The organism is Mesorhizobium sp. WSM4307 (assembly GCF_007003945.1).
In the GTDB taxonomy this organism is placed as follows: domain Bacteria; phylum Pseudomonadota; class Alphaproteobacteria; order Rhizobiales; family Rhizobiaceae; genus Mesorhizobium.
This window is the reverse complement of record NZ_VFTB01000008.1, coordinates 194,002-207,132: the sequence shown is the minus strand read 5'-3', so window position 1 is coordinate 207,132 and position 13,131 is coordinate 194,002. Positions and strand designations below refer to the sequence as shown.

The following is a 13,131-nucleotide window of genomic DNA, read 5'->3' as shown; positions in this document are numbered from 1 at the left end:
CGCCGCGGATGGTTGGACGCCGCGGCTTCTGACCGGGAAGAACCTCTGAACGGCCTCGTATTCGCGCCTCTGGCGTTGCTTCGAACAGCATCAAGGCCGAATGAAAACCTTGCCGTTGGGCTTGGCCAGTTCCGCCGGCACCCGCGCGATCGCCTCGGCGAGCGGCACGACAGCCGTGACATCGGTCGACCAGCGTCCGTCGGAAAAGCGCTTCTGCGCTTCCAGGATCGCTGGACCGCGCCGCTCCTTGAATTGCCGCATCCATTCGCTCAGCCAGAAGCCCTCGATATGCTTGTGTTGGAAGATCAGTTGGCCGGGTTCGCGGATGATGGTGGCGTCGGCATCGAGCCGTCCATAGATGATCCAGCGCGAGCGCTTCGGCATGGCGTTGAAGATGGCCGAAGCCAGCGGCCCGGTGACCGCATCGAGGAAGATGCGCGGTTGCTCCGCCTTCATCACCTCGCGCAGCGTGGCCTCGAAATCCGGCGCCTTCTCGTTGAGCACATGGGCAGCGCCGATCTCCTTCAGCAGCGCGATCTGCTCATCGCGGCGCACGGTGACGATAGGCCGGAACCCTTCCTCCTTGGCCAGGCCGATGATCAGCTTGCAAAGCTGGCTGGCGCCGGCGGTCATGACGAAGGCCTTTTCGCCCTCCTGCTTGACGATGTCGAACATGGCGATGGCGGTAATCGGATTGACGATCATCGCCGCGCCGTCCTCGTCGCGCACCGTGTCGAGCAGCGGAATGCAGGCCGCCGCTTCGGCGACGGCATATTCAGCCCACGAGCCCCAGTTGCTAAGGCCGGTGGCGAAGGCGACGCGCTTGCCGACGAGGCTTTTGGCATAGGGGTCGTCGCCGCCGGCAACGACCGTGCCGACGCCCTCGAAGCCGGCTGGCCGGCCCTTGACGCGCGGCTGGCCGTACTGACCCTTGATGAAGGCGACGTCGGATGGGTTGATCGAAGCCAGGCTGACCCTGATCAGCACCTGGCTCAGGCCCGGCGTAGGCACCGCGATGCGGCCCGGCTCGAGATAGGGCTCCATCGACGCGAGCGCGCTGCCGCTCGGCGTCTTGGTGTAGCCGTCGCCGACCAGGAGCAACGCCTTCATTTCGGAGGGAATGGTCATCGGTGACACTCCTTGTTGTTGGCAGAAGGCCCATAGCGCAGTTGACCGAGCGCCTGCTCAGAGCTTCTCCTGCGTGTACTTCTTCAGCTCCGTCCGCGCCACTTGCCGGCGATGCACGGCGTCGGGCCCGTCGGCCAGGCGCAATGTCCTCAGATGCGTCCACGAGCGCGCCAGAGGCGTGTCCTGGCTGATGCCTTGCGCGCCGAACATCTGCACCGCCTCGTCGGTGATCCTCAGCGCGACGCGCGGCGCGATGACCTTGATCTGGCTGATCCAGGGGGCAGCGGCGCGCGCATCGCCCTGGTCGATCATCCAAGCCGCCTTGAGGCAGAGCAGCCGGGCCATCTCGATCTCCATGCGGCATTCGGCGATGATGTCGAAATTGGCGCCGAGTTTCGCCAGCTTCTGGCCGAAGGCCTCGCGGCGCACGGAGCGCTGGCACAGCATCTCCAGCGCCATCTCGGCCTGGCCGATGGCGCGCATGCAGTGATGGATGCGCCCGGGACCGAGCCGTCCTTGCGCGATCTCGAAACCCCTGCCCTCGCCGAGGATCAGGTTCGCTGCCGGTACCCTGACATTGTGGAAGCGCAGGTGCATATGGCCATGCGGCGCGTCGTCGTCGCCATAGACCTGCATGGCCCGAACCTTGGTCACGCCCTTTGTGTCCGAAGGCACTAGGATCATCGAATGGCGGCGGTGCTGCGGCTCGCCGTCGCCGCCGGTCCGCACCATGACGATGTAGATGGCGCAGCGTGGATCGCCGGCGCCCGAGGCCCACCATTTCTCGCCGTTGAGCACATAGTCGTCGCCCTGCCGCTCGCAGCGCATCGCAACGTTGGTGGCGTCGGACGAGGCGACATCCGGCTCGGTCATCAGATAGGCCGAGCGGATTTTTCCGTCCAAAAGCGGCTCAAGCCACTCCTTCTTGTGGTCGGCCGAGCCGTAGCGCTCCAGCACCTCCATATTGCCGGTGTCCGGCGCCGAGCAATTGAAGGTTTCGGCGCCGAGATGCGCCTTGCCCATTTCCTCGGCGAGATAGGCATATTCGACGGTGGACAGGCCATAGCCGCGTTCCGAGCCGGTCAGCCAGAAATTCCACAGGCCGCGCTCCCTTGCGGTCTTCTTCAGCCCTTCGAGGATTTCGCCCTGGCGTGGGCTGTAGACCCAGCGGTCGCCTGCCTTGCCCACTTCGCCCAAGAATTCCTTGTCGAGCGGCATGATCTCGTCACGCACCATGGCCGCGACGCGCGCGTGGATCGGCTTCAGCCGCTCGGTCATGCCGAGATTCATCTCCGTCATCGGTCGCTAACCCTTCATAGAGGCCCGGCAATTTACCCGTGGCAAGGATGACCGTACTTCGGATAGCCTTGTCAACGCGAACTCTTTGCCCAGGGCAGAGCGCGGAGGATTGGAATGGCCTATCTCGACGAGCTGTTTTCGGTGGCCGGCAAGACCGCGCTGGTGACGGGCGCGGCGACCGGCATCGGCCGCATGGCGGCGACAGCGCTGGTCAAGGCCGGCGCCAGCGTGATGATCGCTTCGCGCAAGGGCCAGGATTGCATCAGGGTCGCCGATGCGTTGAACGGACTTGGCGCCCCTGGCCGGGCCGAGGGCTTTGCCGGCGACGTCTCCAGCGAAGCCGGCATCGCCGCACTTGTCGCCGAGGTCAAGGCGCGGACCGCCAAGCTCGATATCCTGATCAACAATGCCGGCGTTTCCTGGGGCGCGCCGCTGGAGAGTTTTCCTTATTCGGCATGGGCCAAGGTGCTCGGCGTCAATGTCACCGCCGTCTTCCACCTGACCCGCGAGTTGCTGCCGCTGCTCGAGGCCGCGGCAAGCGACGCCGATCCGGCACGGGTGATCAATCTGGGTTCGGTGATGGGGACGCAGCCGCTGGCCGACGACGCCTATTCCTACACGGCGTCCAAGGCCGCGGTGCATCACCTGACGCGTACGCTCGCACTCGAATTCGCCGCCCGCCGCATCACCGTCAACGCCTTTGCCCCCGGCCCTTTCCAGAGCCGCATGACGGCCTTTGCCACCGGTACGGATGAGCAGGCCAAACATGTCGGCAACCATGTTCCGATCGGCCGTATCGGCGCACCGGATGACATTGCCGGCGCAACGCTCTATTTGTGCAGCCGTGCAGGCAGCTATGTCACCGGCGCCATCCTGCCGATCGACGGCGGGCAGTCGGTGCAGCATGGATTGACCTTGTTCAAGGAATGACATTTTCCGGCCGTAGAAGCCGGAGGTGAACTGGAGGACATGAGCGTGGAACCGATCAGTCTCGATGTGCTTCTGGCCAGTGTCGGCAAGGAGGTTGGCGTTTCGCCGTGGCGGGTGGTGACGCAGCGCATGATCGACCAGTTCGCCGACGCCACCGACGACCACCAGTTCATCCACTGCGATCCCGAGCGGGCCAAGCGCGAGACGCCGTTCGGCGGCACCATCGCGCACGGCTTCCTGTCGCTGTCGCTGCTGTCGGCAATGACGTTCGAGACAATGCCGCCGCTGGAAAACAGCAAGATGGGCGTCAACCACGGCTTCGATTCGCTGCGCTTCCTGGCGCCGGTGAAGACCGGCGCGCGCATCCGCACCCGTTTCGTGCTGGCCGACGTCAAGGTGAGACCCTCGGGCTGGGTGCAGACGGCGCACGACGTGACGATCGAGATCGAGGGCTCGAAGAAACCGGCCCTGACCGCCCGCTGGCTGACGCTGACGCTGATCGAGCGCCAGCCCGAGACCGCATGATCGACCCCAACGCGCTCGACCAGGCAGCGCTTGCGCCTTACCTCGAGGCGGAAATACCCGGCTTTTCCGGGCTTGCTTCAATCGAAAAATTCAAATCCGGCCAGTCCAACCCGACCTATCTCATCACGGCGGCCAGCGGCCGCTATGTGCTGCGCGCCAAGCCGCCGGGGCCGTTGCTGAAATCGGCGCATCAGGTCGACCGCGAATTCCGCGTGATGAAGGCGCTTGCCGGCACCGCCGTTCCGGTGCCCGAAATGCTGCATCTATCGGCCGAGGACTCGCCGATCGGCCGCATGTTCTATGTCATGGATTTCCTCGACGGCCGTATCTTCTGGGATCCGGCATTGCCCGAGGCACGTGACAACGAAGAACGCGCCGCCATCTACGACGCCATGAACGGCACGCTCGCGGCCCTGCACGATGTCGATGTCGACGCGGTGGGTCTCTCCGATTTCGGCCGGCCGGGCAACTATTTCGAACGGCAGCTGGCACGCTGGACCAGCCAGTACCGCGCCTCCGAAACCGCCATCATTGCCGACATGGACCGACTGATCGCCTGGCTGGAAACGCACCTGCCCGCCGATGACGGCCTGATATCGCTGGTGCATGGCGACTACCGGCTGGACAATCTGATCTTCGCGCCGGGCCAGCCAAGGGTCATCGCGGTGCTCGACTGGGAGTTGTCGACGCTTGGCCACCCCTTTGCCGATATCGCCTATCAATGCATGCAATGGCGCCTGCCGCATGCTTCCGGCTTTCGCGGCCTCGGCGGCGTCGACCGCGCCGCGCTCGGCCTGCCTTCCGAGGAAGACTACGTCGCTGCCTACTGCCGGCAGCGCGGCCTCAGCGGCATCGGCAACTGGACCTTCTTCCTCGCCTTCTCCTTCTTCCGGTTGGCGGCGATCTGCCAGGGCGTCTACAAGCGCGCGCTGGACGGCAATGCCTCCAATCCCGAAAAGGCCAGGACCTATGGCGAGGCGGTGAAGCTGCTGTCGCATCTCGCCGCCAGACTGATCGACAAGCAGACATGACGGGGAGCCATTATGGGCCGCTTTGACGGGGCAACGGTGCTGATCACAGGCGCCGCCGGCGGCCTCGGCCGGGGTGCTGCGAAAGGCTTTGCCACCGAGGGCGCGCGGCTGGTGCTGTCGGACATCGATGAAAAGGCGCTCACCGATCTCGCCGCAACCTTGCCGGCCGAGACGGCGTTCCTGGCCGGCAACGTAGCGGACGAAAAATTGTCCGAGGAACTGGTCCGGCTGGCGGTCGAAAGATTCGGCAGGCTGGATGTCGCCATCAACAATGCCGGCATCGTCCAGAGTTTCGTGCGCCTGCCGCAGGTTGCGTCGGACGAGGCCCGCCGCGTGCTTGAGATCGACCTGCTTGGCGTCTTCTATGCCATGAAGCACCAGATCCCGCAGATGGAGCGCCAGTTCGGGGCGACGGCCAAGGGCGGCGCTATCGTCAATATCGCCTCGGTTGCCGGACTGGTCGGCGCGCCGAAACTCTCGGTCTATGCGGCCGCCAAGCATGGCGTCGTCGGGCTGACCAAATCGGCGGCCGCCGAATATGCCACCAAGGGTGTGCGCATCAACGCCATCTGCCCGGCCCACACAAGGACGGCAATGGTGGACAGTTTCGTGCGCGCCTCGGGTGCCCCGGAGGCAGAGGCGTTGGCCGAACTGACACGCGGCGTGCCGATGAAACGCGTGGCGGAGGTCGACGAAATCATCGCCGCCATCCTCTTCGCCGCCGACCCGGCCAACTCCTTCATGACCGGCCATGCGCTGGCCATAGACGGTGGCGTCGGGGCGATCTGATGCTTCCCGCTTGGGAACCTGCGGCGCCCTTGTCCGTTTCCGTACAGCGTATATAATTTAGCCCAGATACCGCCAACCCCAGACACCACCGAAAGGCACCGGACTTGCCGCTGAGCGTCCAGAAACGCCGCGAAAAACAGAAGGCCGAGCTGCGTTCCGAACTGGTCGAAGCCGCGCATAAGCTCGTTCAGGAAGAAGGCTATGAGGGCCTGACCATCCGCAAACTGGCCAAGCGGGTCGGCTATGCGCCGATGTCGGTCTATTCCTATTTCGCCGACAAGCAGGACATCCTGTTCGCGCTGGCCGAAGACGCCTTCGAAACGCTCGCCCGCCGCATCGAGGAGCATCCGTCCGACGATCCGATCGAGGCCTTGCAGGCGGTGATGACTGAATATGCCGCCTTCGGCCTCGGCAATCCCAATGAATACCGCACCGTTTTCATGACCGAAAAGACCAGGCCGCCGGAAGGTCGGAGTTTTCAAGAAATGCACGAGGCCAACCCGGCGATGAAGGTGCTGATCACGCGGGTCGAAGCCTGCGTCGCCGCCGGAAAACTGCAAGGCGATCCGCGCGCCATCGCCACCATGTTGTGGGCGGTCGGCCACGGCACGATCTCGCTGCTGATCACCTTTCCCTTCTACCCCTTCGGCGACCCGCAGGCTTTCGTGAAACGCATGTGCGATTTCCAACTGGCCGCACTCAGCACCCAGAACGTGCCGCCATTGACCGACACACCGGTCAACTGCTGAACGACATCTCCTTCGTTTCCACGCTTCCTCGCCACCTTTCGAACCAAACCGAGGGCAAATTCTTGGTTAACAAAAAATTTATCGTACGCGTACGAACCTGACTTGAACTTCGCGATCGGCGGACGTATCTGTACGCAGCACCGTACATGTACGAAAGAAATTCACTCGTCGAAAACGGAGACTGACGATGAAAAAGACACTCCTCACCCTCGCCGCCATGCTGGCACTTTCCGGTTCGGCCTTCGCCGCCGGCACCACCCAGCCGGTCAAGCACCTGCCGGCCGCGACCTGCGTCGACACCAAGACCAATGTGAAGCTGGATTGCGCCTCGACCGGCTCGGTCGAGAAGAAGGGCGCCGCGGAAAATACCGCTGAAGGCAAGGGCCCGCGCCTTGGGATCAGCATCAATCCCTGGATCCTGCCGAGCGCGTTCTAAGATCGACCGCATACCCGCCCGGGGTTTCCCCGGGCATGGACGAGACTCGCAGCCAGCCCAGGGTCTGCGCCTGAGTTCGTGCGCAGCCGACCTTGCCGCTGGACGCGGTGCTGAAGGCGCCAAGACTGCCAACCGCTGCGATGGCCGGATGTCAGCCGACCGAGATCGGCAGCCTGCTCGCCGAACTCTCGAAGGCGGCGTCGATAAGCTTCTGAATGTCGGCGGCGCGCCGGAAGGACGGGGCGCCATTCTGCCCGGCATCCAGCGCGTCGACAAAACGCCGGGCGTTGCGCTTGACATCCGGCAGGGCCAGCTCTCGCCAGAGCTGAACATCGACATCCTCACCCAGGCACGCCGACAGCCGCGCTGCCTTGCCATCGGTCTCGACCTTGAGCGCTCCTTTGGTGCCGTGCAGCGTCAGCGACAGGTCATTGCCATGGCCGGTTGTGTAGCGGCTCGCCATGATCGTCGCCAGCGCGCCGGATGCCAGCCGTGCCGTCATCGCCACACTGTCATTGGCGTCCAGCACATAGTCGCCGATCCGGTCGCCTTCGGACTTCGGAAACGTCACTAGGTCGGCGTGCAGGCTGACAATATCCTGGGCCGCGCCATAGGTGGCGAAGTCCAGTATGTGGATGCCGACATCGCCCAGAACCCCGGTCGAACCGTGCCGGGTCGACAATCGCCACAGCCATTTGTCCTCGACGCGCCAGTCGCCCCAGGATTTGCTGACCAGCCAACTCTGCTTGTAGCTCGCCTCGACATGGCGCAATTCGCCGATCGCGCCCGCCAACACCAGACGCCTTGCTTCCTGGATCGCCGGTGAATTGCGGTAGGTGAGATTGACCATGTTGACGAGGCCGGCGGCCTCGGCCGCTTCGGTCATGGCAAGCGCATCGGCATGGTTCGGTGCCAGCGGCTTTTCGCAAAAGACATGTTTTCCCGCTGCAAGCAGCGCCAGCGTCGTCGCCTTGTGCACACCGTCCGGAGTGGCGTTGATGGCGGCGTCGAAATCGCCCCAGGCGATCGCCGCTTCAAGGCTCTCGAAAGAAGCGCCGATGTCGTTGGCAGCGGCAAACGCCGCGGCGCGGCCAGGCAGTTGATCGACGCAGGCGACGATGCTGCAACCAGGAACCTTTGCGAACTCTTCGATATGATGTCCGGCGATCCAGCCGGTGCCGAGCAAGAGCAGGCGATGCATCAGATCAGGTTCCCCATCAACTCAACCCCTTATCGCCATCGGCATGCAGGCGCAGGCCCTTCTGCACGATCTTCTCCTTGGCCTTGTCCGTCGGCACGTTCGGCGCATTGGTGATGCCGGACCATGTGGGTGCCGGATTGTGCGCCCAGTGCACGGCATTGCGCAGCACCTGCTGCACGCCCTCATTGTGGTAGATCGGATAGGTCTCGTGGCCGGGTGAGAAATAGAAGATGCGGCCCGCGCCACGCTGGTAGGTCAGCCCGGAACGGAACACCTCGCCGCCCTCGTACCAGGAGACGAAGACCGTCTCCAGCGGCTCCGGCACCGCGAAGGGCTCGCCATACATTTCCGTCTCGCCGATCTCCAGGCATTCGCCGATGCCTTGGGCGATCGGGTGACCACGGTTGATCGCCCAGACACGCTCGCGCTCGCCCGCCTCGCGCCATTTCAGCGAACAGGGCGTGCCCATCAGCCGCTTGAAGATTTTCGAGTAATGGCCGGAATGCAGCACGATCAGCCCCATGCCTTCCCAGACCCGCTTCTGCACGCGCTCGACGATCTCGTCCTTGACCTCGCCATGCGCGGCATGGCCCCACCACAAAAGCACGTCGGTGGCGGCCAGGCGCTTCTCGCTCAGCCCGTGCTCCGGCTCCTGCAAGGTGGCGGTGGTTGCCTCGATGCCCTTGTCCTGGTTGAGCGCCGCGGCAATGGTGCCATGCATGGTCAACGGATAGAGGTCACGCACGGCGGCATTGGTCTGTTCATGGACGTTCTCGCCCCAGACAACAGCTTTTATCGGCATTTTTCCTCCTCCAAAGCGCTTTGAATATCCCAACTGGCGATGCCTTGGAAAGATGCCTGTCGACCAAAATTGCTGAAAATCAGGGCTTGCGGGTTTTTCGACCAGAAACGGTCTTGGCCTTGCCCGGCTTGGCGGGCGCGCCGGGGATCGCCGAACTGGTGATGGACACAGGATCGCTGGCCGGGAACGTGTCCTCCAAGCCTTCCTCGAGTTCCTCTTCGGCGTCGGCCTCGCGATGCCGCTCATGTTCAAGCGAGCGCACCGCGTCGGTTTTGGCTTTCGACTGCGGCGATTTCGGCGCGGACTTCGACGGCATCGACACTTCTCCCTCGACCTGTCGCCGCACAACGAACGCGGGCGGCAAAACGTTCCGGGTCAGCCAGCCGCGTCGCGGGCTCCCTCGGACAGGAAAGTAAAGACATAGTCCGAGAACGAACGCCAGCACTCGACCCGGAAGGCATCGTCCGACGTGCGCAACAGCACGATCTCGGCCTTGCCGAGGATGGTGCGCGAAGCCGCGCCCGCCGGGAAGGCGTCGAGCGACAGGTCCTGCGGGCAGCCCGCATTGATCGTGGCTTCGGCCGCCGGACCGGCGACGGAGATCGCGATGTTGCGGTGTGAGATGCCGACAGCCGAATGAAGCGCGGCGACCGTCGCACAGTCGGCGAGCGGATCGTTTCCGCCTTCGTCGATGACAAGCCACTCGTCGGGGCCGAGCCACAAAGCGGTGCGCCCGCCCTTCGACGCGGAAGTCTTCGGCTTCTTCGGCAAGGTCAGGCCAAGCGCCTTCGACAGCGCCGCGACCGAAGCCTCCGGCGCGCGCAACGAGATGCGCCCGGCTGGCGGCAGGACTTCAACCTTCACGCCCGTCGCTGTCGTACTGCGTCCAGCCAATGCCGGACGGCGGTCGACCGAAGGCGATGCGGCCGCAGCCGTCTTCTTTGCAGCAGCCTTAGCCATTGAGGCGGCCTCCCGTCTCGTCGAAGAACACCATGCCGGTAACCTCCACTTCGATCACCCCGTTCGGCATCGGCACGTAGAGCGTATCGCCCATCCGGTCGCGGCCGCCGGCAACCAGCGCCAGCGCGATCGAACGGCCGCAATTCTGCGACCAGTAGCTGGACGTCACGTGGCCGATCATCTTCATCGGGATTGCCTGCTTCGGATCCTCGACGATCTGCGCGCCTTCCTCCAGCACCGCCTTCGGGTCCTTGGTCTTGAGGCCGACCAGTTGCTTGCGGCCCTTGGCGACCAGGTCCGGCCGCGCCATGCCGCGGATGCCGACGAAGTCGGTCTTCTTCTTGCCGACCGCCCAGTCGAGACCGGCATCGTTCGGCGTCACCGTGCCATCCGTGTCCTGGCCGACGATGATGTAGCCCTTCTCGGCGCGCAGCACGTGCATGGACTCCGTGCCGTAAGCGGTGGCGCCGTGCTTCTGGCCTTCCGCCCACAGCGCTTCCCAGACGGCCTGGCCGTAATCGGCCGGCACATTGACCTCGAAGCCGCGCTCGCCGGTGAACGACATGCGGAACAGCCTTGTCGGCACGCCGCAGATCTTGCCTTCGCGCACCGACATGTGCGGCAGCGCCTCGTCGGACATGTCGATGCCTTCGACCAGGGGCGCGATGATGTCGCGCGATTTCGGCCCCTGCACCGCGATGACCGCCCACTGTTCGGTGATCGAGGTCAGCCAGACATTCAGATGCGGGAACTCGGTCTGGAGATAGTCTTCCATGTGGTTCATGACGCGCGGCGCACCGCCGGTCGTCGTCGTCACATGGAAACGGTCCGGCGCCAGCCTGCCGACGACGCCGTCATCGTAGATGAAGCCGTCCTCGCGCAGCATGATGCCGTAGCGGCAGCGGCCGGGCTCGAGCTTCTCCCACGGATTGGTGTAGAGCAGTTCCATGAACTTGGCCGCATCCGGCCCGACCACTTCGATCTTGCCGAGCGTCGAGGCATCGAACAGGCCGGCCGTGGTGCGGACCGCAACGCATTCGCGGTCGACCGCGGCATGCATGTCCTCGCCGGCTTTCGGGAAATACCAGGCACGCTTCCACTGGCCGACATCCTCGAAGACCGCGCCTTGCGCTTCGGCCCACGGATGCGTCGCCGTCTTGCGCGTCGGGTCGAACAGCGGCCCACGCGCATGGCTGACGATCGCGCCGAAGGTGACCGGCGTGTAGGGCGCGCGGAAGGTCGTCAGGCCGACCTCGGGGATCGGCTTGCCCAGCGTCTCCGCGGCGATCGCCAGGCCGTGCATGTTGGAGGTCTTGCCCTGGTCGGTCGCCATGCCGTTGGTGGTGAAGCGCTTGACGTGCTCGATGGAGCGCATGCCCTCATGCACCGCCTGGCGGATGTCCTTGGCGGTGACGTCGTTCTGGAAGTCGACGAAGGCCTTCACCGTCGTGTCCGGGCCGGCGCCGGGCGCGGCGCCCAGCATGCCGCGCGACCAGCTTTCCGAGGCGTCGACCTTCGGCTTGGCGCCCTTGGCGGTTTTCGCACCGGCATCCTTGGCCGCCTTGGCCCCGGCCGCATAGGCCTCGTCCACCGTCGCCGACAAGCCATCCGTGCCGTTGCAGGCGCCGACGGAGACGCAATCCTGCGCATAGGTGCCGGGCACGAAGCGCTTGGTCTCGTCGTTGAAGGCGACCTTGCCGCGCGACTGCGAGAACAGATGCACCGACGGTGTCCAGCCGGCCGACATCAGGATCGCATCGACGGAAATGGTGCGCTCGCCGCCGCCATTCTTCGGCTGCACGGTCATCGAGGACACGCGCAATTTGCCGCCGGCACGGATCACCGCACGGCCGAAATTGATCTCGATGCCGAGCGCCCGCGCCTCGTCGATTACCGGACCGGTCGGGTTGTCGCGCAGATCGACGATCGCCGCGATGTTGACGCCAGCCTTTTTCAGGTCGATCGCCGCGGCGTAAGCCGAGTCATTGGCGGTGTAGACGCCGACATTCCTGCCGACCGCCACGCCATGGTGATTGAGGAAGGTGCGCGCGGCACTCGCCAGCATGATGCCCGGTCGGTCGTTGTTGGCGAACACCATGTGGCGTTCGATGGCGCCCGAAGCCAGCACCACGCGCTTGGCCCGCACCTGCCACAGCCGCTCGCGCGGCAAATCATGGCCGGGTGCCTTCAGGTGATCGCTGACGCGCTCGACCAGCCCGACGAAATTCTGCGCGTAATAGCCGAAGGCCGTGGTGCGCGAGAGCACACGGACATTGTCCATGGCTGTGAGCTTGGCGATCGCCGCTTGCGCCCAGACGAAACCGTCCTGGCCGTCGATTTTCGCACCTGTCTCGAAACGCAGGCTGCCGCCGAATTCGGCCTGCTCGTCGGCGAGGATGACGCGCACGCCGGTTTCCGCTGCCGCCAAGGCCGCCGCGAGGCCGGCCGCACCGCCGCCCAGCACCAGCACGTCGCAATGCGCGTAGCGCGACGAATAATGGTCGGGATCGGGCTTGTCGGGCGAAACGCCAAGGCCGGCGGCTTCACGGATCTTCGGCTCGTAAAGGCTTTTCCAGGCGGCCTTCGGCCACATGAAGGTCTTGTAGTAGAAGCCGGCCGAAAACAGCGGCGATGCCAGGTCGTTGACCGCGCCGACGTCGAAGGACAGCGACGGCCAGCGGTTCTGCGAATTGGCTGCGAGCCCGTCATAGAGCTCCTGCACGGTGGCGCGTACATTCGGCGTCTTGCGCGCGTCGTCGCGCACGATCTGCACCAGCGCATTGGGTTCTTCCGCGCCGGCCGACAGGAAGCCGCGCGGCCGATGGTACTTGAAGGAGCGGCCGACCAGATGCACGCCATTGGCAAGCAGCGCGGAGGCCAGCGTGTCGCCCTCGATGCCGGTATAGGACTGGCCGTCGAAGCTGAACCGCGCGGTCTTGGCCTGGCTGAGGCGACCGGCTCTCGGGATGCGGAACGCGCCGCTCATTTGGCAACTCCCGGCAGCTTGGCGGGTTTGGGTTCGCCGGCCTTGTAGGTCATGACGAACTTGTCGGTGACGGTGTCGCGGACCGCGTTGAAGAAGCGCGCACAGCCATGCATGTGCCGCCAGCGCTCATAGATGATGCCCTTGGGGTTGGAGCGGATGAAGAAGAACTTCTCGAAATCGTCGTCGCTCTCGCCGGCAATGTTGGTCGAGCGCGCAATATGCGCCTCGCCGGCGTTGCGGAATTCGAGCTCCGGGCGCTCTTCCTCGCAATAGGGGCAGCGGATGAGAAGCATTC

At 64.7% G+C, this 13,131-nt stretch carries 14 protein-coding genes; 6 read left to right on the top strand and 8 right to left on the bottom strand.

Going from position 1 to position 13,131, the window contains the following annotated elements:
• Nucleotides 1-90: 90 nt before the first annotated feature.
• Nucleotides 91-1,128, bottom strand: a complete 1,038-nt coding sequence (locus FJV83_RS20775) for a zinc-binding dehydrogenase (protein ID WP_142884517.1) — start codon at nucleotides 1,126-1,128, stop codon at nucleotides 91-93.
• A gap of 57 nt (nucleotides 1,129-1,185) precedes the next feature.
• Nucleotides 1,186-2,427: an acyl-CoA dehydrogenase family protein gene (locus FJV83_RS20770; RefSeq protein WP_142884518.1), complete on the bottom strand. Its 1,242-nt coding sequence runs from the start codon at nucleotides 2,425-2,427 to the stop codon at nucleotides 1,186-1,188.
• Nucleotides 2,428-2,541: 114 nt separating this feature from the next.
• Between FJV83_RS20770 and FJV83_RS20765 the strand changes: the two genes are divergently transcribed.
• The 6 genes from FJV83_RS20765 to FJV83_RS20740 all read left to right on the top strand — a co-directional run bounded on the left by FJV83_RS20765 (nucleotide 2,542) and on the right by FJV83_RS20740 (nucleotide 6,887).
• Entirely contained in the window at nucleotides 2,542-3,357 is an 816-nt protein-coding gene (locus tag FJV83_RS20765) for an SDR family oxidoreductase (RefSeq protein ID WP_095792635.1), read from the top strand.
• Between the two features lie 39 nt (nucleotides 3,358-3,396).
• Complete coding sequence (locus tag FJV83_RS20760) at nucleotides 3,397-3,882, top strand: MaoC family dehydratase (protein WP_010911413.1); 486 nt, start codon at nucleotides 3,397-3,399, stop codon at nucleotides 3,880-3,882.
• On the top strand, nucleotides 3,879-4,913 hold the full coding sequence (locus FJV83_RS20755) for a phosphotransferase (RefSeq protein ID WP_142884519.1): 1,035 nt from the start codon (nucleotides 3,879-3,881) through the stop codon (nucleotides 4,911-4,913). Before FJV83_RS20760 ends, FJV83_RS20755 begins: the two co-directional genes overlap by 4 nt.
• A gap of 12 nt (nucleotides 4,914-4,925) precedes the next feature.
• Nucleotides 4,926-5,702, top strand: a complete 777-nt coding sequence (locus FJV83_RS20750; RefSeq protein WP_142884520.1) for an SDR family oxidoreductase — start codon at nucleotides 4,926-4,928, stop codon at nucleotides 5,700-5,702.
• Nucleotides 5,703-5,806: 104 nt separating this feature from the next.
• Nucleotides 5,807-6,451 (top strand): TetR/AcrR family transcriptional regulator, encoded by a 645-nt coding sequence (locus FJV83_RS20745; protein ID WP_095787029.1) that lies wholly within the window; start codon nucleotides 5,807-5,809, stop codon nucleotides 6,449-6,451.
• Between the two features lie 187 nt (nucleotides 6,452-6,638).
• Entirely contained in the window at nucleotides 6,639-6,887 is a 249-nt protein-coding gene (locus FJV83_RS20740; RefSeq protein WP_142884521.1) for a DUF680 domain-containing protein, read from the top strand.
• Between the two features lie 151 nt (nucleotides 6,888-7,038).
• Here FJV83_RS20740 and FJV83_RS20735 read toward each other — a convergent pair whose 3' ends face one another.
• From FJV83_RS20735 to FJV83_RS20710, 6 genes are all read right to left on the bottom strand, one after another.
• Nucleotides 7,039-8,088: a Gfo/Idh/MocA family oxidoreductase gene (locus FJV83_RS20735; protein ID WP_142884522.1), complete on the bottom strand. Its 1,050-nt coding sequence runs from the start codon at nucleotides 8,086-8,088 to the stop codon at nucleotides 7,039-7,041.
• Nucleotides 8,089-8,104: 16 nt separating this feature from the next.
• Nucleotides 8,105-8,890 (bottom strand): ThuA domain-containing protein, encoded by a 786-nt coding sequence (locus FJV83_RS20730; RefSeq protein ID WP_142884523.1) that lies wholly within the window; start codon nucleotides 8,888-8,890, stop codon nucleotides 8,105-8,107.
• Between the two features lie 79 nt (nucleotides 8,891-8,969).
• On the bottom strand, nucleotides 8,970-9,206 hold the full coding sequence (locus FJV83_RS20725; protein ID WP_142884524.1) for a hypothetical protein: 237 nt from the start codon (nucleotides 9,204-9,206) through the stop codon (nucleotides 8,970-8,972).
• A 59-nt stretch (nucleotides 9,207-9,265) separates the two neighbouring features.
• Complete coding sequence (locus tag FJV83_RS20720; RefSeq protein ID WP_142884525.1) at nucleotides 9,266-9,850, bottom strand: sarcosine oxidase subunit gamma; 585 nt, start codon at nucleotides 9,848-9,850, stop codon at nucleotides 9,266-9,268.
• Nucleotides 9,843-12,836, bottom strand: coding sequence for a sarcosine oxidase subunit alpha (locus tag FJV83_RS20715; protein ID WP_142884526.1), 2,994 nt, complete (start codon nucleotides 12,834-12,836; stop codon nucleotides 9,843-9,845). The genes FJV83_RS20720 and FJV83_RS20715 overlap by 8 nt, the downstream gene beginning before the upstream one ends.
• Nucleotides 12,833-13,129, bottom strand: a complete 297-nt coding sequence (locus FJV83_RS20710; RefSeq protein ID WP_140890181.1) for a sarcosine oxidase subunit delta — start codon at nucleotides 13,127-13,129, stop codon at nucleotides 12,833-12,835. The genes FJV83_RS20715 and FJV83_RS20710 overlap by 4 nt, the downstream gene beginning before the upstream one ends.
• Nucleotides 13,130-13,131: the final 2 nt, after the last annotated feature.